Genomic DNA, 23334 nt, shown 5'->3' on the forward strand with positions numbered 1-23334 from the left:
CTTCTTCTCTCGCCGGCTCGTCAGCGTCCGGTCTTGGGGGACTTCCAGCGCGCGATCGCGCGGGCCCCCAGATTCAGCAGCATGACGAAGACGATCAGCACCAGGGCCGCGGCCCAGGCCCGGTCGTACGCCTGCTCGGTGCCGTATCCCCACTGCTCGTAGACGTACAGCGGCAGGGAGGACTGGGCGCCCTCGAAAACGTTGCCGTTGATCATGTGGTTGCCGAAGACCAGCAGGATGATCGGGGCGGTCTCGCCGGCGATGCGGGCCAGGGCCAGCATGACGCCGGTGGTGATCCCGCCGATCGCGGTCGGCAGCACCACCTTGAGGATCGTGCGCCACTTCGGCACACCCATCGCCAAGGATGCCTCGCGCAGCTCGTTCGGGACCAGCTTCAGCATCTCCTCGGTGGAGCGGACGACGATCGGCATCATCAGGATGGACAGCGCCATGGCGCCGGCGAAGCCCGAGTACCCGAAGTCGAGCATCATGATCCACAGGCTGAGGATGAACAGGCCGGCGACGATGGAGGGGATGCCGGTCATCACGTCCACGAAGAAGGTGATGGCCTTGGCCAGCCGGCCGGTGCCGTACTCGACGAGATAGACGGCGGTGAGCAGGCCGAGCGGCAGCGCGATCAGGGAGGCGATCAGCACCTGCTCCGCCGTGCCGAGGATGGCGTGGTAAATGCCGCCGCCCTCCTGCCAGCTCAGCACGCCGTTCATCGAGTGGGTGAGGAAGTACCAGTCCACGCCCGGCAGTCCGCGGCTGACCGTCTCCCAGACGAGGGAGGCCAGCGGCACCACGGCCACGACGAAGCAGGCCCACACCAGGATGGCGGCGAGCCGGTCCACGGCGTACCGGCGGCCCTCGACGGCGGCGGCCAGCCAGAAGGTGGCGGAGACGAAGACCAGCGCGGCGATCAGTCCCCACTGCGCGCGGCTGTCCAGATCGGCGACCAGCCCGGCGCCGACGCCGATGGCGAGTGAGCCGATGCCCAGCGCGGCCATCGACCAGCGCGGCAGCCGCGGCCGGCGCAGCCCGGTGCGCGGCACGGGAGGCGGGGCGGTCTCGGAGGCGGCGGTGGTCCTGCCGGTCATGCGCGGGCTCCCGAGTACTCCTTGCGCCGGGCGATGATCAGCCGCGCGGCGCCGTTGACGACCAGGGTGAGGAGGAAGAGGACCAGGCCGGAGGCGATGAGCGCGTCCCGGCCCATCGAGCCGGCCTCCTTGAACTGGCTGGCGATGTTCTGCGCGAACGTGCCGCCGCCGGACTCCAGCAGGCTGGCGTTGATCAGGAAGCTCGGGGAGAGCACGGTGGCCACCGCCATGGTCTCGCCGAGCGCCCGGCCGAGGCCCAGCATCGAGGCGCTGATCACGCCGGAGCGGCCGAACGGCAGCACGGTCATGGTGATGACCTCCCAGCGGGTGGCGCCCAGCGCGAGCGCCGCCTCCTGGTTGGCCGCGGGGGTCTGCCGGAACACCTCGCGGGTGACGCTGGTGATGATCGGCAGGATCATCACGGCCAGCAGGATGCCGACGGTCATCAGCGAACGGGCGGGGGTGCCGTCGTAGGCGAACACGCCGGTCCAGCCGAGGACCTCGTCCAGCCAGTCGTACAGCCCGGTGAGGTGCGGCACGAGGTAGAGGGCGCCCCACAGGCCGTAGATGATGCTGGGCACGGCGGCCAGCAGGTCGATGAGGTAGCTGATGGGGGTGGCGATCCGGCGCGGGGCGTAGTGGGAGATGAACAGCGCGATGCCCACCGCGACCGGCACGGCCAGCACCATGGCGATGACCGAGCTGACGACCGTGCCGAAGAGCAGCACGGCGATGCCGAAGTAGGGCGGGTCCGCGTTGGCGTCCCAGGCGAAGGTGGTGAGGAAGTTCCCCTCGTTCGCCCGGATGGCGATGACCGCGCGGATCGCGAGGAACACGGCGATCGCCGCCATGATCACCAGCATGGCGATGCCGGATCCCCTGGACAGATTGCTGAACACCCGGTCGCCCAGGCGCGTGGTGCTCTTCGTGGTAGCCGACATGAATGGTCCCGGTCCTCAGTCCATCGCGTCGATGCGGTCCCGCACCCGCTGGATGATGTCGTCGGAAATCGGCGCGTAGTCGATCTCGCGCAGCGCCCGCTGGCCGTCCTCGCCGGCCGTATAGGCGAGGAACGCCCTGGTCAGCCCGAGGGTCGCGGGGTCGTTCCCGCGGTCGCAGGCGATCTCGTACGTGACCAGGACGATGGGGTAGACGCCCTCCTCGCGGGTGGCGTAGTCCAGCTCCAGCGCGAGGTCGCCCTCCTCGCCGACGATGTCGGCCTGCGCGATCGCGTTGGACGAGTTCTCCACGGTGGCCCGCACGGGCTCGCTGGCGCCGGTGTCGATGGCGACGGTGTCGATCTCGTTCTGGTGGGCGTAGGAGAGCTCGAAGTAGGAGATGGCGCCCTCGTTCTGCTGCACCATGCCGACCAGGCCGGAGGAGCCGTCGGCGGACTGGCCGCCCTTGCCGCGCCAGGCCTTGTCCGGCTCGTAGGGCCAGGCGTCGGGGGCGGAGGCGTGCAGATACGAGGTGAAGTTGTCGGTGGTGCCCGAGCCGTCGGAACGGTGGAAGGGGGTGATCGGGATGGCCGGCAGGTCCGCGTCCGGGTTGAGCTCGGCGATGGCCGGGTCGTTCCAGCGGCGGATGTCGGAGTCGAAGATCCGGGCCAGGGTCGTGGCGTCCAGGACGAGGTCGTCCACCCCGGGCAGGTTGTAGGCGACGGCGATGGGCCCGGCGACCATGGGCAGGTGCATGGCCCGGCCGCCGTCCCGGCAGACCCCGCGGGACTCGTCGATCTCGGACTCGGTCAGCAGGGAGTCCGACCCGGCGAACGCGGTGGTGCCCTGGAGGAACTCCTGGACGCCCGCGCCCGAGCCCGTCGGCTTGTAGTTGATCTGACTGTCTTCACAATTGGCCTGGTAGGTGTTCACCCAGACCTCCATCGCATTGGCCTGTGCGCTGGAGCCCGACGCGAGCAGGGTCCCGCCCGGGCCGCATCGAAGACCCTCCACCGAGAAGTCCACGGCCCCCGGAAGACCGGAGTTGTCATCGGTACCACACGCGGTGAGGAGGACCAGGGCGCCGGAGGCCAGCACCGCGCCGAGGCGTAGCTTCACCGTCATTCCGTCCTTCCCCTCACCGTTCTCCTCTGAACGTAGGTTGAACAGGTGAAGTGATCGACCGACCTAAGTGAATAGAAAATGAACCACACCGGGCGGTCAGGTTGCCCAAAGGCTGCACGATACTGCCTGGTCCGCCGTCCATTCGTTACGCTATACCCATCAGGGGTATAAGCGGCCGAAAAGTCATGGGAGGACCGAGATGTCCACAGTGGAGACCGTAGCGTCCGCGGACGCCTCACCGGCGAGCGGCGGGCCGCACGGCTACAGCAAGGACAAGGACTCCCACCTCAAGCGGCTGCGCCGGATCGAGGGACAGATCCGCGGCCTCCAGCGCATGGTCGAGGAGGACGTCTACTGCATCGACATACTGACGCAGGTCTCCGCCTCCACCAAGGCGCTCCAGTCCTTCGCCCTCCAGTTGCTGGAGGAGCACCTGCGGCACTGCGTCGCGCACGCCGCCGAGGAGGGCGGGCCCGAGATCGACGCCAAGGTCGAGGAGGCCACGGCCGCCATCGCGCGGCTGCTCCGCACCTGAGGGCTACGCCACGGCCCCGGCGTACACCTCGCCCGCGCTCGGCAGCCTCACCTCCACCGGCGCCCCGAAGTCGAAGAGCACCACGGTCGAGGCGACGTCGATGCCCTCCGCCTCGTCGTTCGCGAAGCTGAACTCGTGCCGGACCTTGCGCAGCAGCCCCTGATCGTCGAGGTACGCGTCGAACGGCACTTCCGTCCGCGTGAAGCCGTCCACCGCCGCCAGAAGCTGGTCCCGGGACTGCTCGGAGGCGGCCGCCGCGGCATCGCCGATGTCGGTCACGCCCCGGAAGTGCCGCAGCGTCTCGCCGTTCACCTCGGCCTCGCCCAGATCGCTGGCGGTCACCACGCCCCGCAGCAGCTCGGCCGCGGTGATCGGGTCGGTGGCGCCGCCGGTGACCAGATTGCCGTCGGGCAGCGTGGTGATGTCGATCCGCAGCCACTTGTCGGCGGGCACGCCGGCGCCCCGGTTCTTCATGTAGAGGCGGCCGGGCACGAACACCTCGGTGACCGGCTTGCCCTCCGGCAGCGTCACCCGCAGCTCGCCCGTGCGCTCGCCGTAGTCGAAGCCGCCGAGGCCCCGCAGCGTGATTCGGGTGCCGCCGGAGGCCATCTGCATCGCGGTGCGCGCCCGGGAACTGCCGGACTCGGCGAGCCGGTCGGCGGCCCGCCGGATCACCTCCCGGGCGTCGCCCTCGGCCGCGGCCCCCGTGCCGGAACAGCCCGTGGTGGCCAGCAGGGCCGCGAGCAGTCCGGCGGCGCAGGCGACAGCCGCGGGTGCGATTCCGTTCCCGCGCTCGCGCCGCCACACCGCCATGGTCTGCCGACACCCCCAACACCGTCTTCTCCGACTCCCACCGCCTAACGAGATCCCGGGGAGGCCGTTACGGTGAGAGGGTGCACGACCCGGGTGAAGAACAGCCGCCTGCCCAGCCGGTCCACGCCGTGACGCTCACCGAGCGCGGCCCCTTCATCGCCCCCTGTTGCACCTGCGGCTGGTACGGCCCGGCCCGCCGCTCCCGCCCGCTGGCCCGCACGGAGGCCGCGGCGCACGTGACGGAGCACCGCTGAGACCGGAAGCCCGCTACGCCGCCAGCCCCCGGGCGGCAGTCGGGCCCGGGTGCTCCAGCTCCGCGTCGTTCACCGCGTTCGTCCGCCGCTCCCCCGGCTGCGGGGCGCGCGGGCGCGCGAGCCAGCCCAGCGCGCGGGTCCGCGCGGCGAAGCGGACCGGTGGCGTCAGCGAGGCCATCGCGAGCGGCGCCAGGAGCAGCGCCACCGCCATGCCCAGCGCGAAGCCGCCGATGACGTCGCTCGGGTAGTGAACGCCGAGGAACACGCGCGCGAAGCCCTGGAAGAGCGCCAGCGCGAACGCGACCACGCCGAGCGTCCGGTGCACCAGGAAGAGCCCCACGGCCACGGCCATGGCAACGCTCGCGTGATCGCTGACGAACGAGTACCCGTCCTTGCCCTCCACCAGCACGTTCACCTCGGGGTGGTCGACGAACGGGCGGGGCCGGGCCACGAAGTCGCGGATCGGCGCGTTCACGAGGTAGGCGACGCCCGCGGCCAGGCCGGCCCAGGCCGTTCCGGCGACGGCGGTGACGGCGTCGGCACGGCGGCGCACGAGGAACCACGCGCCGACGATCAGCAGGACGAGGGCGAACAGGATGCCGTGCTCGCCGAGGAAGGTGACGGCGCTCTCGGCCCAGCCGGGCATGCGGTCGGCGAGACCGTTGATGTCGTAGAGGACGTCCAGCTCGACCTCTGGATTGTCGAGGCTATCGAGTCCAGCCATGTGCCGTTGCGGCCCCTTCATGCTGTGGGGGGACCCCGCCGGGACTCGGCAGGGAGGAGGAGCCCCTGTTCCGGTACAGGTAACGCCAAGTACATCCCCCGGAGTGCCGACGTCCATCGAATGACGGCCGCAGCGTTATCGAACAGCAACGCATCGCCACCGCTCGACGGGGAACCATTACCCATGGCTTCACCCGCTGCGACGAGGCGCCGCTAGGACGTGGGGCGGGTGGCCCCAAAGTAATCCGGGGAATCGATCGGATCGAACCGGATCACGGCTCCGGTGTACGGGGCGTCAATCATGTAACCGCCGCCGACGTAGAGGCCGACGTGGTGGATGCTCCGTGGATCTTCAAGATCATACGCGAAGAACACCAGGTCACCGGGGAGCAGCTCGTCCCGGTCCGGGTGCGGGCCGGCGTTCCACTGGTCGTTGGCGACGCGCGGCAGCTCGATCCCCACGGACTCGTACGCTGCCTTCGTCAGCCCCGAGCAGTCGAACCGGCCGTCCTCCTCGGGCGTTCCGTCGCCGCCCCACAGATACGGCGTGCCGAGCTGCTCCTGCGCGAAGTGCACGGCGCCCGCCGCCTGTTCGAGCGGCGGCAGCGGCTCCTCCCCGACCGGCGCGGCGAAGCTCGCCTCCGCCTCGCGGATGATGCGCACGTAGTTCTGCGTCTCCTCGTACGGCGGCACGCCGTTGTACTGGATCACCGCGTAGGGACCGGCGTTGTAGGCGGCCAGCATGTTGTCCACCGGGTCCCCGGGGACGTCCTCGACATACCCGGCGAGCGCGCAGTCGTAGGAGGCGGCGGACGGGATGGCGTCCTGCGGGTCCCACACGTTGGCCTCGCCGTCGCCGTTGGCGTCGATCCCATGGGTGGCCCACGTGCTGGGGATGAACTGCGCTATGCCCTGGGCGTTCGCGGGCGAGGTGCGGTCGGTGAGGAAGCCGCTCTCCTGGTTCAACTGGGCGGCCAGCAGCGAGGGGCTGAGGGTGTCGCAGAGGTTCCCCCAGCGCTGGACGAGGTCCTCGTACTCGGGCGGCACCGTGTCCCGCGCGAGCTGGCCGGCCCCGCCCCGGTCGCCGCCCAGACCGCCCAGCAGCCCGGCGGCGGCGCCGTAGACGCCGATGACGAGGAGCGCCATGAAGCACACCACGCCCCCGAAGCCGAGGCCAACCGCCCACAGGATCCGCCGCATACCCCAACCCTTCCCACTTCCCGGCGACTTGTCGCTCCTCCGCGCCGTCGGCCCGTCACACGCATAGTAGGGCGCCGCCCCCGCACCGGGCTCGGACTTCGGCCACCGGCCGGGCGGCGGCATGAACTGCCTTGTTACTGGCCCCCGCTGACCCCCCGACGGATCTCTGGCAGCGCGGCCCGGGCTGGCCCAGGGTGCCGGGGAAAGCGTTTGGGAGCGCTCCCAAAACCGTCGGTTCCCTGCACACCGGAGTGGAGAAGACCATGAGCCGCCCCCGCATCGCGAGTCGTTCGCGGCGTATGTCCCTGCTCGGCGCGTTCGCCCTGGCCCTCGTGACCGCCGCGACCTCGACGGCGGCCGGCGCCCCCGCGCCCGGCCGGTCCCCGGACACCTGCCGTCCCGGCTCCGCGCTGCTGTTCTGCGAGGACTTCGAGGATCTGCCGCGCGGCGGCGCGGCCAGCCTGGACTGGGGCATCGACACGGAGCCTGGAAGCGGACGCGGGTCACGGGGGCGTGCGGGGTGGAGTCCCAACGGCAGCCGTCGCCGTCCTTGGGGAAGACCACCGTGTCGAACCGCCCCACTCCCCGGAAGCGGGGGTATCCGGGCCTGTCCCCCGCCTTGACCCGGCGGAAGAACGAGGCGAACGCCCTGTCCAGCCGACGGAGCGTGGCCTGCTGACTGGAGAACGACCAGCGGCCCTGACGCTCGCCGTCGAAGGCGCGGATGTCCTTGAGCTGCGCGGACTGCTGCCCGTAGCGGATGATGGTCTGTGAGGTGTGGCGATAGGCATCACGGCGTTCCTGCAACGCACCGTTGTAAAGCGAGCAGTGATCGCGCAGCATATCGGCGAGGGCCTGGTCCTGGCGGACGGTGGGCCGCATGAGGAACTTGTACGCCCGAATCATCCAACCCACCCCCCTTTCCGGTCCGGATGAACACGGATCGTAACTTTACTGGCACCCATGGTGTTCGTCATCAAGTGCAAGAGAGCGGGTCCCCGGCTGCTGGCGGAGGATCAGCGGCTGGTCGGACACCACCGGTTGGCGGCCGTGCGCGGCCATCTGCTGGAGCGGGCCGGGGAGCCGGCGGCGGCCGAGGCCTACCGGCAGGCCGCGAGCGGGACGTTGAGCGTGCCCGAACAGCGATATCTCCAGCTCAGGGCGGCCCGCTGCGACCGCTGAACCGCTGCGCGCGGGATCCAAACTCACGCGCAGTCCTCGTGTGTCTGCGCGGCGTGGCACAATCCGAGAGAGCGCCGTTAGCAGCCAGTTGGGTGGTGAGTTCGGTGGACGAGGAACAGTCAGACGACATCAACAACATCATTGGTGGCATCGCCCCTGATTGGGGACCGTTCGCCGCGGTCGGGAATCAGGCTCGGACGATGGTTCAGGTGATCATGGCGATGGCCATCCTCATCTGCCTGGGCATCGCGATCTGGGGAGCGGCCAAGCAGCGAATCGGATCCACGGCCATGCGCGACTCGTTCAGCGCCGAGCAGGGCAAGGGCCTGATCGTCGCCGGGCTGACCGGCGTCTTCATCATCGGTTCGCTGGGCACGCTGTTCACCATCATCTACGGCATGTCCATCTAGGGTCGGCGGATGCGGGGTTGGCGCGTGACGCGTCGGGTGGCGGCGGTCGCGGTGCTGGGTGTGCTGGCCGCCGGCTGTCAGGTCGGCCCCGCGGCGGACCGGGCCGAGCGGGAGGCGGACGCCTCCACCGACGGCTCGCCGGAGGAGGATCTGCCCGGCGGGAACGGGTCGGACGATCCCGCACGGCCCGGCGATCCGACCGAAGAGCCGGCCCCGGGACCCACGCCCGCCCCCGCGACGGGCGGCGCGACGGACACCGGCACCCGGATCGACGGGCTGGGCGCCGCCTGTTGCGTGGCCGCGCTGCCGGACAGCGAGGACATGCTCGTCGGGTCCGGCGACACCATCTCGCTCCTCGACGCGGACGGGGACGGCTCGTTGACGCCGCTCGGCCAACTGCCCGGGGAACTGCTGGGGCTGGCCGTGCCCGGGCGGGCGACCGGCAGCTATGTCAGCGTCTATGTCTTCTACGCGGGCCCGGACGGCGGGCAGATCGCCAGCTATCCCTTCTTCCCCAACCAGGACTGGGCGCCCTGGGGTGAGAGTCCCACGATCCTGCTCGACGAGCCCGTCCCCCTGTCCGGCACCGGCACCCGCGACGGCGGCGCGCTCGCCTTCGGGCCGGACGGTGCCCTGTACGCGGGCACCGGCGACGCCGGGGACCCGGCGGCGGCGGAGGATCCCGAGTCGTGGAACGGGAAGATCCTCCGCGTCGACCCCAACGGCAGCGATCCGCCCGTCATCCACTCCACCGGCCCCTACACCGACATCCGCGGCCTCGCCTGGGACGAGGACCGGATGTGGGCCGTCGACGCGGGCGCGGACGGCGGCGCCCGGCTGTTCTCCGTGACGCCCGGAGGCGCGCCGATCGAGGTGGAGATGACCGGAGCGGCCGAGGTGACCCCGGCGGGTCTCGCCGCCAGCGAGGGTTCGCTGTGGCTGCCCGCCGCCGACAGCGGGGAGTTGTGGCGCATCCCGCTCAACGGCAGCAACGGACTGGTCGCCGACCCACAGTCGGTGCTGGACCTCGGCGAGCCGCGCGGCATCCTGCCCACCGCCGGAAGCTCCGACCTGTGGGCGCTGGCCGGCGGGAGCCTGCGGCGGCTCAGCGTGGACTAGCCCGTAGATTGGCCCGCATGTTCGACGACTCTCCGCGCCAGCCGCCGGCCGCGCTGCCCACCCTCCGTGCCGCCGCAAGCGCCGCCGGGTTCACCATGTCGAGCGAGGAGCGCACCGGCGCCCTGCTCGCCACGCTCGCCGCCGCCCGTCCCGGGGGCCGGGTCCTGGAGCTCGGCACCGGCGTCGGCGAGGGCACCGCGTGGCTGCTGACCGGCCTGCCGTCGGACGGCGAGCTGGTCACGGTCGAGCTGAGCGACGCCCACCAGGCCGTCGCCCGCGCCGAGTTGGGCGACGACCCGCGCGTCTCGTTCGTCACCGGCGACGGCGGCGCATGGCTGGAGGAGTACGCGGGCGCGCCGTTCGACTTGGTCTTCGCGGACACCTGGCCGGGGAAGTTCACGCATCTGGACCGGGCGCTGGCCCTGGTGGCGCCGGGCGGCATCTATCTGATCGACGACCTGTCCCCGCTGCCCGAGTGGCCCGAGGAGCACCGGTCCGCGGTCGACGCCCTGCTGGCCGGCCTGGAGAACCGGCCCGGCTTCCGCACGGTACGGCTGAGTTGGGCCGGAGGGCTGCTCATGGCCGTCCGCACCGCGGCCTGACGGCGCGCGGCGCGCGGCGCGCCACAGGAGTTCAATACGCCGTCCACAACCGGGCCTCATGACCGGTGGCCCCCGGCCCCCGGACGTGGATGTCTCCGGTGTCCGGCTGCTCCGTCTGGTGGTCTCCGACGCCAATGGCAGCAGCTCCCACGACCACACCTCCTGGGCCGCCGCCCGCCTCTTGCCCTGACGAGTAGCGTGGGAGTGGCCGAGCGAGCCACCGCGTCAGCGAACGTCGGTGAACGAGGAGAACGAGGAGGAGGACGGCGGGCATGCCCCAGATCAACGCGGATCGACTGGACTGGATCCGGGCCGAGGTCGAGGACGGCGCCGACGAGCACTGCTTCGAGGTCGCCGCCGGGGACGGGGACCTGATCCACATCCGGCAGACGGACGAGCCCGACAAGATCGTCACCACCACCCGCGCGAAATGGCATGCCTTCGTTCTCGGCGTGCAGAACAACGAGTTCGACCACTTCGTCGAGGACGTCCACCGGTGATCCCCGTCGTCGACCTGCGCCCCTGGCGCGATGGCGACCCGGCCGACCGGGCCGCCATCGCGGCGGCCGTGGACCGGGCGCTGTCCACGGCCGGGTTCCTGCTGATCGCCGGGCACGACGTGGATCCGGACCTGCGCTCGCGCATCCGGTGCGCCGCGCGGCGGTTCTTCCGGCTGCCCGAGGACGCCAAACGGCCGTACGCGGTGCGCGTCGGCGGGCGCGGCTGGCTCGGGCCCGGGGCGGAGGCCAACTCCTACGCGGAGGGGACGCCCTCGCCGCCCGATCTGAAGGAGTCCTGGTCGTTCGCGGCCGAGGAGCCCACCGGCGACGCGGTGGTGGACGGCGAGTGGTTCCTGCCGAACGTCTGGCCCGCCGAGGTGCCGCAGTTGCGGACGCTGGTCACCGACTATCTGGAGCGGATGCGGGCGCTGTCCGACGAGGTGCTGGAGCTGCTGGCCGCCGCGCTGGGCGGGCCCGCCGACCTGTTCACCCGGCACACCCGCCACCCCACCTGGGGTTTCAACATCAACTGGTATCCGGCCCGGGAGGCGACCGGCGAGCCGCAGCCGGGGCAGTTCCGGATCGGCCCGCACACGGACTTCGGCACGATCACCGTGCTGGACCGGCAGAACGGCCGGGGCGGGCTCCAGGTCTTCACCGACCGCTGGGAGGACGCGCCCTACGACCCGGCCGCGCTCACCGTCAACATCGGGGATCTGATGGCCCGTTGGACCGGCGACCGCTGGCGGTCCGGGCGGCACCGGGTGCTGCCGCCCCCGGCGGAGGACCCGGCCGAGGAGCTGATGTCCCTGGTGTACTTCTACGAGTGCGACCCGGGCACGGTCGTCACGTCGCTGCCCGCGCCGGTGGGCCGCGTGCGGTACGAGCCGTTCGACAGCCATGGCTATCTGCGGGAGAAGCTGAACGCGATCGCCCTCGACGGCTGAGGTAAGGCTTGGCCGAAGCGCCGGTCAGACGCCCAGGCCGCGCACCACCAGATCGGCCAGCGCGAAGACGAACAGGCTGATGCCGACGAAGCCGTTGACGGTGAAGAAGGCGCGGTTCACCCGGCTGAGGTCGCCGGGTTTGACGATGCTGTGCTCGTAGCCGAACGCGCCCGCGACGACCGCGAGCCCCAGCCACAGCAGCGGGCCGCCGTCCGTGGCCGCCGCGTACCAGGCGAACAGGCCGAGCGTGACCGCGTGACAGGCGCGCGCGCCGTACAGCGCGCCGGCGATGCCGAAGCGCGCCGGGACGGAACGGACGCCGCCGGACCGGTCGGCGGCCACGTCCTGGCACGCGTAGATGAGGTCGAAGCCGCCGATCCACAGGCCGACGGCGAGGCCGAGGACGGCCGCGTCCCAGGACCAGGCGCCGGTCACCGCGAGCCAGCCGCCGATGGGGCCCATGGCCTGGGCGAGGCCGAGGATGGCGTGCGGAAAGTCGGTGAACCGCTTGCCGTAGGGGTAGACGACCATGGGCACCACGGCGACCGGGGCCAGGGCGAGGCAGAGCGGATTGAGCAGCGCGGCGGCGGCGAGGAAGACGGCCAGCGCGATGAGCGCGCCGGTCCAGGCCGCGCGCGCGGAAACGGCCCCGGTGACCAGCTCGCGGCCGGCGGTGCGCGGGTTGCGGGCGTCGATCTCGCGGTCGATGATCCGGTTGGCGGCCATGGCGAACGTCCGCAGGCCGACCATGGCGACGGTGACGAGCAGCAGCGTCCACCAGTCGACCGTCTCGTCGTCCAGGAACATCGCGGTGAGCGAGGCGATGTAGGCGAAGGGCAGCGCGAAGACCGAGTGCTCGATCATCACCAGCCGCAGGAAGGCGCGGACCCGGCCCGGCTCGGGTGTCGGAGCGAGCGCCGAGGCCGCCGCGGTCACAGCCCGTACTCCTTCCAGCGGCGGGTGACGCGTTCGGCGATGTCCGGGTCGGAGACGACCATCCGCGGCCAGCCGCCGTCCCGCGTGTAGCCCTCCTCGGGCCATTTCGCCGTGGCGTCGATGCCGGCCTTGCCGCCCCAGAACTGCTGGTACGAGGCATGGTCGAGATGATCCACCGGCCCCTCGGTGAGCAGCAGGTCGCGGGCGTAGTCCACGTTCCCCAGGGCCCGCCAGGCGACCTCGTGCAGGTTGTGCACGTCGCAGTCGGCGTCGACGACGATGATCAGCTTGGTCAGCGACATCATGTGGGCGCCCCAGACCGCCGACATCACTTTCTGGGCGTGCTTGGGGTACTTCTTGTCGATCGACAGGATCGCGCAGTTGTGGAAGCCGCCGGCCTCGGGGAGGTGGTAGTCCACGATGTCCGGGATGATGATCTTGAGGAGCGGGAGAAAGAACCGCTCGGTGGCGCGCCCCAGCGGCCCGTCCTCGGTGGGCGGGCGGCCGACGACGATCGACTGGAACAGCGGCCGTTTCCGCGTGGTCACGCAGTCGATGGTGAGCGCGGGGAACGGCTCCTGCGGCGTGTAGAAGCCCGTGTGGTCGCCGAACGGGCCCTCCGGCAGCATGCGGCCGGGCTCCAGCCAGCCCTCCAGCACGACCTCGGCGTTGGCCGGGACCTGGAGCGGAACGGTTTTGCAGTCGACGAGCTCGACGCGCTTGCCCTGGAGGAAGCCGGCGAAGAGGTACTCGTCGATGTCGGCGGGCAGCGGCGCGGTGGAGGCGTAGGTGACGGCCGGCGGGCAGCCGAACGCGATGGCGACCGGCAGCCGCTCGCCGCGCCGGGCGGCGACCTGGTAGTGGTTGCGGCTGTCCTTGTGGATCTGCCAGTGCATGCCGATGGTGCGTTTGTCGTGGCGCTGCAATCGGTACAGGCCGAGGTTGCGCACCCCGGTTTCCGGGTCCTTGGTGTGCGTGAGGCCGAGATTGAAGAACGAGCCGCCGTCCTCGGGCCAGGTGAAGAGCGCCGGCAGCCGGTCGAGGTCGACCTCGTCGCCCTCCTGAACGATCTCCTGCACCGGCGCGTGTTTGACCTTCTTCGGCGGCACATGGGTCATCGCGCCGAGTTTGGCGAAGGCTTCGCGCATTCCCACGAATCCCTGGGGCAACTCCGGTTTCAGCAAGCCGCCGATCTTCTCGCTGATCTCGTCGTAGGAGCCGAGGCCCAGCGCCTTGAGCAGGCGGCGGTCGGTGCCGAAGACGTTCATCGCGAGCGGCAGATCGGAACCCCGGACGTTTTCGAAGAGGAGGGCGGGACCGCCGGCCTTGTTGACCCGGTCGGTGATTTCCCCCACTTCCAGATGGGGATCGACCTCGGCTTTGACCCGCTTGAGGTCGCCATCCCGTTCCAGGGCCTTCAGCAGGGACCGGAGGTCGTCGTAAGCCATGCCGCTCAGTATTGCCGACGCATTACCCTGGCCATTGTCAGGGGGTCTCGCGACGGGCCCCGGAGCGTTGAGTCCAGGGGGACTACCATGCTGAGGGTGCTGCTGATTCTGGTACCGCTGGCGCTGACCATCTACGCCCTGGTGGACTGCATCAGCTCCAAGGATGAGGACGTCCGCCATCTGCCGAAGCTGGTGTGGATTCTGCTGATCGTGCTTGCCTGGGTGGTCGGGCCGCTGGCCTGGATCTTCGTGGGCCGCAAGCGCGGTGTGCCCGGTCGTGGCGGCGTGGGCCGCCGGGGCTCGGGCGGCTGGGTCGCCCCCGATGACAACCCCGAGTTCCTGCGTTCGCTCGGCGAGGAGCGGACCCGCGAGGCGAACGAGCGGGACAAGGAACTCCTGGAGAGCTGGGAGGAAGACCTACGCCGCCGCGAGGAGGAAATGCGCCAGCGCGACGGCGACGAGGAGAACCCTCCCGGTGGCAAGGACCGCTGACCCCTACGGACACCTGACGACCAACCCTGACAGCGAACGAAGCCCCGCCCGCGCCGGACACCGGCACGGCGGGGCTTTCGTCGCCTGTGGTCCCGTGGTCACGCGGTCGTGGATCACACGCCGCCGTAGGAGTGCAGGCTGTCGAAGAAGATGTTGACCCCGTAGTAGTTGATCACGAAGCAGACGAAGCCGGCGATCGCCAGATAGGCGGCCTTGCGGCCCTTCCAGCCGACGGTGGCGCGGGCGTGCAGGTAGCAGGCGTAGGCGACCCAGGTGATGAACGCCCAGACCTCCTTGGGGTCCCAGCCCCAGTAGCGGCCCCAGGCGTTCTCCGCCCAGATGGCGCCGGCGATGATCGTGAACGTCCACACCGGGAAGACGGCCGCGTTGATCCGGTAGGCGAACTTGTCCAGGGTCACGGACGAGGGCAGCCGTTCCATGACCGAGGCGGTCAGCGTGCGGGCGGTGCCGCCGGCCGCGATCTTGGCCTCGTAGCGGTCGCGGAAGAGGAACAGCACGCTGGAGATCGCGCCCACGTAGAACAGCCCGCCGCAGATGATGGCCAGCGGGACGTGGATCCACATCCAGATCGAGTCGAGCGCGGGCACGAGCTGGGCGCTCTCGGTGTAGAGCACGGTGACCGCGAGGCCGAGGTCGAGCAGCACGGTGGTGACCAGCGGCAGGCCGAGCCAGCGGACGTTCTTCTTGGCGAGCAGGAAGCCGAGGAAGGCGCCGACGACCACCATGGAGAACGCGGTGGAGAACTCGTACATGTTGCCCCACGGCCCGCGCTCCACGGACAGCGCCCGGGTGGCGACGCCGCCGAGGTGCATCAGGAACGCCAGGACGGTCAGCGAGACGGCGATCCGCCCGTATGTGTCGCCCTGGACGTCGCCGCCCGCCGCGCCCGGGCCGTCGGGGACCGCGTCCCGGGCCGGGGAGGAGGACCGGGTGACGACGCGGGGGCGGTCCAGCACGGACGTCGCGCCGGCCTTGCGGACGGTGATCGCCGGCGCCTGGGCGGGCACCGCGGCCCCGGCCTCGCCGTCGGCCTCGCGCGTGAGCGCGGCGGCGGTGCGGGCCACCTTGCTGCGGCTGCCGAAGATCCACTCGGCGGTGTAGGCGAGGAACGCGAGGGCGTAGACGGCCATCGACGAATAGATCAGCATGTTGCTGAGATCGGCGAGGCCCTCGTCGGCGGCGAGAATCATGGGCGTGCTCCTTCCGCGGCTGCGGACTCAGCGGTTTCGGCGGGGCGAGCGGGATCGTTCGGGGCTTCGGTGCCGTCGGCGGACTCGTCCTCCGCCGGGTCCTCGTCGGACTCGTCGGCGCTGTCCTCGTCGGTGTCCGGCTCGGGCAGCATCGGCGCGTGCCGGGTCAGCGCGGCGGCCAGCGCCGCCAGCTCCTCGGGGATCTTCGCCGATTCGTTGCGGCCCAAAGAGGCCATCTCGACGACCGTGCTGCCGTCGTCCCCCCGGTGGACCCGCACCCACACCCGGCGGCGCTGGAGCAGCAGCGAGGCGGCCAGGCCCAGCACGGCGGCCATCGAGCTGACCAGCGCCCAGTCGTTGCCGGCCTTGGTGGTGATCTGGAAGCTGGCCCACTGGTCGAGGCGCTCGAAGGTGATCGTGCCGCGGCCGTCGGGCAGCTCCAGGGACTGGCCGGGCACCAGGTTGAACCGGAGCAGGTCGCCGTTCTCGTCCCTGAGCTGCTCCATGTTGTCGGTGTCGAGCTGGTAGACGTTCTGCGGGATGCCGGAGTTGACGCCGAGGTCGCCGTGGAAGGCGTTGAGCGTGAGCACCGGCAGGTCGGGCTCGGGGAACGTGGAGTGCGGGCCGCGGACCTCGTCGATGTTGTAGGTGGGGCTGAAGAAGCCCTGGAAGCCGAGCTGATCGGGCCGGCCCTGGGGGTCGAGGTAGTCGCTGACCTTGATCACGCCGGTGGAGGTGAGCGCGGAGTCCTGCGGCAGGAACGGCACCGGCCCGCTGAACGCCACCTGCCCCTGGCCGTCGGTGACGGTGATGACCGGGGCGTAGCCGTGGCCGAGGAGGCGGACCTTGGAGTCGCCGACGTGCAGCGGGTCGTTGACCTCGATGGTGGTGTCCGTCTCGTTGCCCTCGGCGTCCCAGTAGGTGACGTCCGCGCGGAACTCGGTGGGCGTGGCGAGGTCGATCTCCTCCCGGGAGAAGTCCGCGTGGAACTCGTTGAGCCGGAAGCCGAACGGCTCCAGCTCGTCCACGTCGAAGAGGGTGCCGGACTCGTAGTCGTCGTACTGCGTGAGGGTGTTGGAGAAGCCCTCGCCCTGGACGACGAGCTTGCCGCCCTCGGAGTAGTAGAGCCGGCCGGCGGCGAACGCGACGAGCATCACGATCAGCGCCAGGTGGAAGACCAGGTTGCCCGCCTCGCGCAGATAGCCCTTCTCGGCGGCGATGTGCGCGCCGCCGGGGGCGTCGTCGCGACGGTCGGTGCGGAAGCGCCGCCGCGCCAGCAGCGTCCGCGCGGCGTCCAGGACCTCGTCGGGCGCGGCGTCGGTGCGCCAGGTGGTGTGGGCGGGCATCCGGGTCAGCCGGCGCGGGGCGCGCGGCGGCCGGCCGCGCAACTGCCCGATGAACTGCCAGCTCCGCGGCACGATGCAGCCGATGAGCGAGACGAACAGCAGGATGTAGATCGCGGAGAACCACACCGACGAATAGACGTCGAAAAGCTGGAACCGGTCGTAGAACCGCGACAGGTCCGGGTTGTTGGCGCGGAAGTCCTGGGCGAGCGTGGCGTCGACGTCGTCCTGCGGGATCAGCGAGCCGGGGATCGAGGCCAGCGCGAGCAGGAACAGCAGGATCAGCGCGACGCGCATGGAGGTCAACTGCCGCCAGAACCAGCGCGCCCAGCCAACGATCTCGCGGCCAAGCCAGGCGAGCGCGCCCAGCGCGCCGGGGTCGCGGGTACCGCCGAACGAGCCGCCGCCCGCGGGCCCCGGCCCGGATTCGGCGCTCTCCTCGACGGGCGCGGTGGAGAGCCCGGCGGCCGCGGTCGCCTCGTCCGCGCTCTCATCGGTGCGCGTCGTCGTCGTGCTGTCGTCGGTCATGGCTTCTCAGATCCAAACGGTGAAGTCGCTGGACCAGACCTGCATCTCGTACACGACATCGGCCCACAGACCGGTGACGAGCAGCAGCCCGGTGGTGATGAGCATGACGCCGCCCAGCCGCATCACCCACACATAGTGCCGCTTGACCCAGGCGAACGCGCCCAGGGTCCGCCGGAAGGCGAGTGCGGCGATGATGAACGGCAGGCCCAGACCCAGGCAGTAGACGAGGGTCAGCAGGGCGCCGCGGCCGGCGGTGGCCTCGCTGAAGGCGAGGAACTGGACGGCGGCCAGGGTCGGTCCGACGCAGGGAATCCAGCCGATGCCGAAGACGAGCCCCAGCATGGGCGCCCCCGCCAGGCCGACGGCGGGCCGCAGGTGGAAGCGGATCTCGCGCTGGGTCAGCCGGGGCAGCAGCCCGGTGAACGCCAGACCGAGCAGGATCGTGAGCGCGCCGAAGACCCGGTTGAGGACGTCCTGGTGCTCCAGGAACTCGGCGCCTATGCCGCCGAAGAAGGCGCCGGTGGTGACGAAGACGGTGGAGAAGCCGAGCACGAAGAGCAGGGCGCCGAGGAACATCCGGCCCCGCCGGGCGTCCTGGAGATCGGCGCCGCCGACGCCGGTCACATAGGAGAGGTAGCCCGGCACGAGCGGCAGCACACACGGGGAGAAGAACGACACGAGGCCGCCGAAGAGCGCCACCGGCAGGGCCGCCAGCAGGGCCCCGCTCAGGATCGTCTCGTTGTACTCCACCGTCGGCTCACCCCTCGGCGATCACGGGGTCGAGCGCGTCACGCAACTGTTCCTCGGACAGGGGCGTCAGCGCGCGGGCGGCGATGCGGCCCTCGCGGTCGATGATCAGCGTGGAAGGGATGGCCTGCGGGTTGAGGCTCCCGCGGGGGAACTCCAGCAGCAGCCGCCCGTCGGGGTCGTACAGGCTCGGGTAGGGAACGCCGTGGGTGCGCTCGAACGAGGCGGCGTTGTCGCGGGACCGGTCCCGGGTGTTGATCCCGAGGAACTGCACGTCCTGCTCCGCGGTGGCCTCCGCGACCCGGACGAAGTCGTCGGCCTCGGCGATGCACGGCGGGCACCAGGAGCCCCAGATGTTGATCACGACGACCTGGCCGCGGTAGTCGGAGAGCGCCACCTGTTCGCCGTCGACGGTCTCGCCGGACAGGTCGGGGGCCTGGTCGCGCTCCCCGGCGGCGACCTGGGTCACCTCACCCGTGCCCTGCACGATGTTGGTGTCGCCGCCGGAGGGGCCCGCCTGGTCGCCGGAGCACGCCGTGAGCACCAGGGCCCCGGTCACGGCCCCGGCCAGGGCCAGCTGGATAGCCCGGAACTGGATCATGTGAAAAGTTTCCCATGCGCCCCCGGACGATCTTCGACGCCCCCCTTGTCCGGGAATGGCTGGCTGGTCAGGCCCCGTATCCCCGGGCTCCCTTCACGGGCCGCGCGCCGGCCCGCAGATGCGCCGGCACCAGGTCCAGGGCCGGCTCGGTGTAGGTGATGGACACGAGGTCGTCACCCGCGAAGGCGAAGCTGGTCAACGAGGCGAGCGTGCACTGCCGCTTCCGGGGGTCGTGCCACAGGCGGCGGCCCTCCACGAAGCTGCGCAGCGTCCAGATCGGCAACTGGTGGCTGACGCACACCGCCTCGTGGCCGCGCGCGGCGTCGCGGGCCGCGTCGAGCGCGTTCCGCATGCGCAGGGCCTGCTCCGCGTAGGGCTCGCCCCAGGAGGGGCGGAACGGGTTGCGCAGCAGTGGCCAGTTGGCGGGCCGCCGCAGCGCGCCGTCGCCCACGCCGAACGTCTTGCCCTGGAAGTCGTTGGCCGCCTCGATCAGCCGCGGGTCGGTCGCCACCTCCAGCCCGTGCGACTCCCCGATGGGCGCGGCGGTCTCCTGCGCCCGCTCCAGCGGGGACGCCACGACATGGGTGATGTCCCGCCCGGCGAGGTGCTCCGCGACCCGCTCGGCCATCCGCCGCCCCAGCTCGGAGAGGTGGAAGCCGGGCAGCCGCCCATAGAGGATCCCCGCGGTGTTGGCCACCTCGCCGTGCCGCATCACGTGCACGATCGTCCGCTCGCCGTCGCTCATATGTCCCTGCCCGCCGTTTCCGTGGTGCCGCCGCCGGTCATTCCCTGTCTCCCTCGGCCTCGGCCGCGGCCCGGGCGGCGGCCGGCAGCGCGGCGGCGATCCTCTCCAGCGCCGCCTCGTCGTGCGCGGTCGAGACGAACCACGCCTCGAACGCCGACGGCGGCAGATGGACCCCGCCCGCCAGCATGGCGTGGAAGAACGCGGTGAACCGGTGGGTGTCCTGCGCCTTGGCGGACGCGAAGTCGGTGACCGGCCGGTCCGTGAAGAAGACCGAGAACATGTTGCCCGCGGCGGACACGGTGTGCGGCACGCCCTCCTTGGCCAGCGCCTGCCCGACCATGCCGCGCAGTTCGGCCGAGGCGGCGTCCAGGCGCGCGTACGCCGCGTCGTCCAGCAGCCGCAACTGGGCGAGGCCGGCGGCGGTGGCCACCGGGTTCCCGGACAGGGTGCCGGCCTGGTAGACCGGCCCGGCCGGGGCCAGTTGCGCCATCACATCCGCGCGCCCGCCGAAGGCCGCGGCCGGGAAGCCGCCGCCCATCACCTTGCCGAACGTCAGCAGGTCGGGCGTCACGCCCTCGATGCCGTACCAGCCCTGCCGGCTGACGCGGAAGCCCGTCATCACCTCGTCGGAGATGAGCAGCGCGCCGTTCGCCGCGCACAGGTCCGCAAGCCCCTGGCTGAACCCCTCGGCCGGCGGCACGACGCCCATGTTGCCCGGCGCGGCCTCGGTGATCACACAGGCGATCTCGCCGGGGTGCGCCTCGAACGCCGCCCGCACGGCGGCCAGGTCGTTGTAGGGCAGCACGACCGTGTCACCGGCCTGCGCCCCGGTCACGCCCGGGGTGTCCGGCAGCGCGAACGTCGCGACGCCGGAGCCGGCCGCGGCCAGCAGCGCGTCCACGTGCCCGTGGTAGCAGCCGGCGAACTTGATGACCTTGGCGCGGCCGGTGAAGCCCCGGGCCAGCCGGATCGCCGACATGGTCGCCTCGGTGCCGGAGGACACGAGCCGCACCTGCGCCACCGGCGGGATCCGCGCCACGATCTCCTCGGCCAGCTCGACCTCGCCAGGCGTCGGGGTGCCGAACGAGGTGCCGCGCGCCGCCGCCGCGTGCACCGCCTCCAGGACGGCGGGGTGCGCGTGGCCGAGGATCATCGGTCCCCAGGAACACACGAGATCCACATACTCCCGGCCGTCCGCGTCCGTCAGATACGGGCCGGAACCGGACACCATGAAACGGGGCGTACCGCCCACGGCACCGAAGGCGCGCACCGGTGAGTTCACGCCGCCCGGGGTGACGCGGGCGGCGCGGGCGAAGAGCGTCTGGGAGACTGTGGCTTCATAGGATTGAGTCACGCGGTCCATGGTGACATTCAGCCCCTTACAGCTCGGTGTCAGGGCGTTTCGCAGCCGTCTGGCGGGGGAGGTGTCTGAAACGATGATCGGGTTGCGCGGCGGGGGTCGCGAATAGTCAGGTGGTGACATGCAGCGCGGTGGCGAAGTCGGCGAGGGACCCGGGGGCCTCGGACCGGAGCCCGCGCCACGCGCGCGTTCTCGCAGGGGGCGGCACCGTCGGAAGACGGAGAACGGCGATCTCGAGTTCCGTGGCCGAGGCGGACGAATGGCCGTGACGTATAAGTACTTTGGGGCGCCCGACGGCGCCACCGCGGCCCGCGTTCCGCTGTCGATGCGGCCCGAGGAGCTGGGCGGCGACGAGCTGGGCCAGGGGATGTTCACCCGCATCAAGCCGGAGACCATGGCGGCCATGGTGCTCACCGGTATCGAGGGCATACCGCTGCACCGCGTGCCCCCGCTGGAGCTCGTCGTGCTGCACCCCGACTACGCCGTCGTGAAATTGCCCACAACGGTCGTCGACCCGCTGCGCGGCATCGGCGAGGAGACGGTCGGCGCGGCCGCGTTCATCTGGTCCACGGTGCCCGACCGCAGCGGCCCCAGCGACGCGTTCGGCGTGTACAAGCTCCTCAACGAGTGGCAGGACTTCTCCCGCCGCCTCCATGAGGCCGGGCACCAGCCGTACTGTCTCGTCTGGCCCTGACGCGCGGCACATTTCCCCCATAACGCCCGTACTTCCGTCCGGAGCGGACGCGCGGCGGATCTCTGGGGTAGACATGGTCCTGTTGACCGCGAGTGCTGCCGAGGACCAGGAGGGGACGCGTGCTGCGCACGATGGCCGTGAGGTGCGCCGTGCTGGCTGCCGCGGCGGTGTGCGGGCTGGCCGCCTGCGCGCCCGGCTTGGGCGGCACCGACGACCCGGCGGGCACCGGCCCGCCGGGGGACTCGGCGGACACGGCCCAGACCGGCAGGTACTCGGGTCTGCCCGAGCCCTGCGGCTCGGTGAACGGCGAGACGCTGCGCGAGCTGCTGCCCGACGGCGACCCCGAGACCTACGCGGGCGAGCCGATGGAGACGTACGACACAGGCCGCCGGTCCGGCTGTGACTGGAGCAACACCGGCGACACCGACAGCCAGCAGTTGTCCGTCGACTTCCTGCGGGTGATTTCCTACGACCCGGCCGTCAGCGACGACGACCAGGCCCAGCTCGACTTCCAGGAGCGCGCCACCGAGGCGGGGATCCCGGCCGCCGGCACCGAGCCGGCCATTCCGCCGGCCGAGGACGCGCTGGACTCCCGGGCACTGGAGGGGCTCGGCGACGGGGCGTTCATCGACGACGTGCTGACCGAGACCGGCCAGGGCGACCGCCGGAACGTCACCGTGACGTTCCGCAATGCGAACGTCATCGTCACGGTGACCTACACCGTCTCGACCACCCTGACGGACGCCCCGCCGGACAGCGCGCGCCTCCAGCAACGGGCCCAGACCGTCGCGCAGCAGCTCGCGGGTGCCCTGGACGAGTAGGGTCGAACGGGACCGAGCGCGCCGCCCGGTCGGCGGCGGCCCCCCGGCGTACCGTGGCCTGGCAACATTCACCGGTAACTGGAGCGAAGAAACCATGACCCGTACCGCCTCGCGAAGGACCTCGCGATTCGCCGTGCGCGCGGTGGCCCTCGCCGCGCTGCCCGCGCTGCTCGTCGCCGGCTGCACCTCCTCGGGCTCCGGCGAGGACACCGCGGACGACGAGCCGCGCCAGTCGAGCGAGCCGACGCCCGAGCCGGTGCGGTTCGCCGAGCTGCCCGAGGTGTGCTCGACGATCGGCGAGGGGACCATCGGCGAGCTGGTCCCCGAGGCCGACCCCGCGGCGGGCGAGACGCTCAGCTCCACCGACACCGCCGCCTCCGGCGCCTGCCTGTGGAGCGGGCTGGAGGAGTACCAGTTCCGCTCGCTGACCGTGGCGCTGCGCCGCTTCGACTCCGACCTGACGCTGGGCACCGGCGACGAGCGCGCCGACGAGTACCTGCGGCAGATGGCCGAGGAGATCACCGGGGACGACGCCAACCAGGACGTGGAGTCCGCCGAGCTGGCCGAGACCGGCGAGTCGGCCCTCTCGCTGGCCTACACCGTGGTCAAGGAGTCCGAGGAGGACGGCGAACAGGAGTACCGCCAGCAGCGCGTCGTCGCCCGCCTCGCCAACGTCGTGATCACCGTGGACTATTCGGGCGCCGGCTTCGAGGGCGACGACATGCCCGGTGCCGACACCGTCAAGGAGGCCGCGGAGACGGCCGCCCGCGAGGCGGTGGCGGCGGTGGACGCGTCGGCCGAGGCCACCGGCGAGCAGGGCGGCACCGAGAAGGAAGAGGCCGACGACAACCTTCAGGGAAACGACGCCTGACGACGGCTCGCCCATTCCCGGATGATAGGGACTCAGCGCGTACATGACCTGACCGGTGTGCCACTCTTGGGCCCGCGAGAGCATTCTCA

The 23334-nt window shown here is 71.2% G+C and carries 26 protein-coding genes and 1 pseudogene; 13 read left to right on the plus strand and 14 right to left on the minus strand.

Annotation, left to right across the window (positions count from 1 at the left end):
* Positions 1–20: 20 nt before the first annotated feature.
* From pstA to pstS, 3 genes are read right to left on the minus strand one after another with little or no spacing between them, the layout of a single operon-like run.
* Positions 21–1100: a phosphate ABC transporter permease PstA gene (gene pstA / locus RM590_RS12350; protein WP_311704523.1), complete on the minus strand. Its 1080-nt coding sequence runs from the start codon at positions 1098–1100 to the stop codon at positions 21–23.
* A complete protein-coding gene (gene pstC, locus RM590_RS12355; RefSeq protein WP_311704524.1) occupies positions 1097–2041 on the minus strand; it encodes a phosphate ABC transporter permease subunit PstC in 945 nt (314 codons plus the stop codon). The genes pstA and pstC overlap by 4 nt, the downstream gene beginning before the upstream one ends.
* A 15-nt stretch (positions 2042–2056) precedes the next feature.
* Positions 2057–3163, minus strand: coding sequence for a phosphate ABC transporter substrate-binding protein PstS (gene pstS / locus RM590_RS12360; protein ID WP_311704525.1), 1107 nt, complete (start codon positions 3161–3163; stop codon positions 2057–2059).
* Between the two features lie 199 nt (positions 3164–3362).
* Here pstS and RM590_RS12365 point away from each other — a divergent pair, with 199 nt between their 5' ends.
* The gene (locus RM590_RS12365) at positions 3363–3698 is read left to right on the plus strand and encodes a metal-sensitive transcriptional regulator (protein WP_311704526.1); all 336 of its coding nucleotides are present in this window, start codon (positions 3363–3365) and stop codon (positions 3696–3698) included.
* A gap of 3 nt (positions 3699–3701) precedes the next feature.
* Here the strand turns inward: RM590_RS12365 and RM590_RS12370 are convergent, their stop codons facing one another.
* Positions 3702–4511: a hypothetical protein gene (locus RM590_RS12370; RefSeq protein ID WP_311704527.1), complete on the minus strand. Its 810-nt coding sequence runs from the start codon at positions 4509–4511 to the stop codon at positions 3702–3704.
* A gap of 80 nt (positions 4512–4591) precedes the next feature.
* On the opposite strand from RM590_RS12370, the gene RM590_RS12375 reads away from it, so the two are divergent.
* Positions 4592–4765, plus strand: a complete 174-nt coding sequence (locus RM590_RS12375; RefSeq protein WP_311704528.1) for a hypothetical protein — start codon at positions 4592–4594, stop codon at positions 4763–4765.
* Positions 4766–4778: 13 nt separating this feature from the next.
* Here RM590_RS12375 and RM590_RS12380 read toward each other — a convergent pair whose 3' ends face one another.
* Both RM590_RS12380 and RM590_RS12385 read right to left on the minus strand, forming a co-directional pair.
* Positions 4779–5489: a phosphatase PAP2 family protein gene (locus RM590_RS12380; protein WP_311704529.1), complete on the minus strand. Its 711-nt coding sequence runs from the start codon at positions 5487–5489 to the stop codon at positions 4779–4781.
* Between the two features lie 212 nt (positions 5490–5701).
* The gene (locus tag RM590_RS12385) at positions 5702–6688 is read right to left on the minus strand and encodes a C40 family peptidase (protein WP_311704530.1); all 987 of its coding nucleotides are present in this window, start codon (positions 6686–6688) and stop codon (positions 5702–5704) included.
* Positions 6689–7681: 993 nt separating this feature from the next.
* Between RM590_RS12385 and RM590_RS12390 the strand changes: the two are divergent.
* From RM590_RS12390 to RM590_RS12420, 7 genes and pseudogenes are all read left to right on the plus strand, one after another.
* Positions 7682–7870: pseudogene (locus tag RM590_RS12390) on the plus strand (RNA polymerase sigma factor); the annotation flags it as partial.
* 104 nt (positions 7871–7974) lie between these two features.
* Complete coding sequence (locus tag RM590_RS12395) at positions 7975–8280, plus strand: hypothetical protein (RefSeq protein ID WP_311704531.1); 306 nt, start codon at positions 7975–7977, stop codon at positions 8278–8280.
* A 24-nt stretch (positions 8281–8304) separates the two neighbouring features.
* Entirely contained in the window at positions 8305–9399 is a 1095-nt protein-coding gene (locus RM590_RS12400; protein ID WP_311704532.1) for a PQQ-dependent sugar dehydrogenase, read from the plus strand.
* A gap of 17 nt (positions 9400–9416) precedes the next feature.
* A complete protein-coding gene (locus tag RM590_RS12405; RefSeq protein WP_311704533.1) occupies positions 9417–10001 on the plus strand; it encodes an O-methyltransferase in 585 nt (194 codons plus the stop codon).
* Positions 10002–10059: 58 nt separating this feature from the next.
* Positions 10060–10191, plus strand: a complete 132-nt coding sequence (locus RM590_RS12410) for an NPCBM/NEW2 domain-containing protein (protein WP_311704534.1) — start codon at positions 10060–10062, stop codon at positions 10189–10191.
* Between the two features lie 82 nt (positions 10192–10273).
* Entirely contained in the window at positions 10274–10501 is a 228-nt protein-coding gene (locus RM590_RS12415; protein WP_311704535.1) for a DUF397 domain-containing protein, read from the plus strand.
* Positions 10498–11448 (plus strand): isopenicillin N synthase family dioxygenase, encoded by a 951-nt coding sequence (locus RM590_RS12420; protein ID WP_311704536.1) that lies wholly within the window; start codon positions 10498–10500, stop codon positions 11446–11448. Before RM590_RS12415 ends, RM590_RS12420 begins: the two co-directional genes overlap by 4 nt.
* A 24-nt stretch (positions 11449–11472) precedes the next feature.
* Here the strand turns inward: RM590_RS12420 and mqnP are convergent, their stop codons facing one another.
* The gene (gene mqnP / locus RM590_RS12425) at positions 11473–12384 is read right to left on the minus strand and encodes a menaquinone biosynthesis prenyltransferase MqnP (RefSeq protein WP_311704537.1); all 912 of its coding nucleotides are present in this window, start codon (positions 12382–12384) and stop codon (positions 11473–11475) included.
* Positions 12381–13832 (minus strand): menaquinone biosynthesis decarboxylase, encoded by a 1452-nt coding sequence (locus tag RM590_RS12430; RefSeq protein ID WP_311704538.1) that lies wholly within the window; start codon positions 13830–13832, stop codon positions 12381–12383. Before RM590_RS12430 ends, mqnP begins: the two co-directional genes overlap by 4 nt.
* 87 nt (positions 13833–13919) lie before the next feature.
* On the opposite strand from RM590_RS12430, the gene RM590_RS12435 reads away from it, so the two are divergent.
* Positions 13920–14324 carry a PLD nuclease N-terminal domain-containing protein gene (locus RM590_RS12435; RefSeq protein WP_311704539.1) on the plus strand — a complete coding sequence of 135 codons (405 nt, stop codon included), beginning with the start codon at positions 13920–13922 and terminating at the stop codon, positions 14322–14324.
* Between the two features lie 113 nt (positions 14325–14437).
* On the opposite strand, the gene ccsB is transcribed toward RM590_RS12435, so the two are convergent.
* The 6 genes from ccsB to hemL all read right to left on the minus strand — a co-directional run bounded on the left by ccsB (position 14438) and on the right by hemL (position 20862).
* On the minus strand, positions 14438–15535 hold the full coding sequence (gene ccsB, locus RM590_RS12440) for a c-type cytochrome biogenesis protein CcsB (RefSeq protein ID WP_311704540.1): 1098 nt from the start codon (positions 15533–15535) through the stop codon (positions 14438–14440).
* Complete coding sequence (gene resB, locus RM590_RS12445) at positions 15532–17406, minus strand: cytochrome c biogenesis protein ResB (protein WP_311704541.1); 1875 nt, start codon at positions 17404–17406, stop codon at positions 15532–15534. The genes ccsB and resB overlap by 4 nt, the downstream gene beginning before the upstream one ends.
* A 6-nt stretch (positions 17407–17412) precedes the next feature.
* Complete coding sequence (locus tag RM590_RS12450; RefSeq protein WP_311704542.1) at positions 17413–18156, minus strand: cytochrome c biogenesis CcdA family protein; 744 nt, start codon at positions 18154–18156, stop codon at positions 17413–17415.
* A gap of 7 nt (positions 18157–18163) precedes the next feature.
* Positions 18164–18754, minus strand: coding sequence for a TlpA family protein disulfide reductase (locus RM590_RS12455; RefSeq protein ID WP_311704543.1), 591 nt, complete (start codon positions 18752–18754; stop codon positions 18164–18166).
* 67 nt (positions 18755–18821) lie between these two features.
* Positions 18822–19499 (minus strand): histidine phosphatase family protein, encoded by a 678-nt coding sequence (locus RM590_RS12460; RefSeq protein ID WP_311704544.1) that lies wholly within the window; start codon positions 19497–19499, stop codon positions 18822–18824.
* 37 nt (positions 19500–19536) lie between these two features.
* Entirely contained in the window at positions 19537–20862 is a 1326-nt protein-coding gene (hemL, locus tag RM590_RS12465; protein ID WP_311704545.1) for a glutamate-1-semialdehyde 2,1-aminomutase, read from the minus strand.
* A gap of 118 nt (positions 20863–20980) precedes the next feature.
* Here hemL and RM590_RS12470 point away from each other — a divergent pair, with 118 nt between their 5' ends.
* From RM590_RS12470 to RM590_RS12480, 3 genes are all read left to right on the plus strand, one after another.
* The gene (locus RM590_RS12470; RefSeq protein ID WP_311704546.1) at positions 20981–21553 is read left to right on the plus strand and encodes a hypothetical protein; all 573 of its coding nucleotides are present in this window, start codon (positions 20981–20983) and stop codon (positions 21551–21553) included.
* Positions 21554–21672: 119 nt separating this feature from the next.
* Positions 21673–22374, plus strand: a complete 702-nt coding sequence (locus RM590_RS12475) for a DUF3558 domain-containing protein (RefSeq protein ID WP_311704547.1) — start codon at positions 21673–21675, stop codon at positions 22372–22374.
* Positions 22375–22468: 94 nt separating this feature from the next.
* On the plus strand, positions 22469–23245 hold the full coding sequence (locus RM590_RS12480; RefSeq protein WP_311704548.1) for a DUF3558 domain-containing protein: 777 nt from the start codon (positions 22469–22471) through the stop codon (positions 23243–23245).
* The last annotated feature ends 89 nt before the right edge of the window (positions 23246–23334 follow it).

The organism is Streptomyces litchfieldiae (assembly GCF_031845365.1).
GTDB lineage: Bacteria > Actinomycetota > Actinomycetes > Streptomycetales > Streptomycetaceae > Streptomyces > Streptomyces litchfieldiae.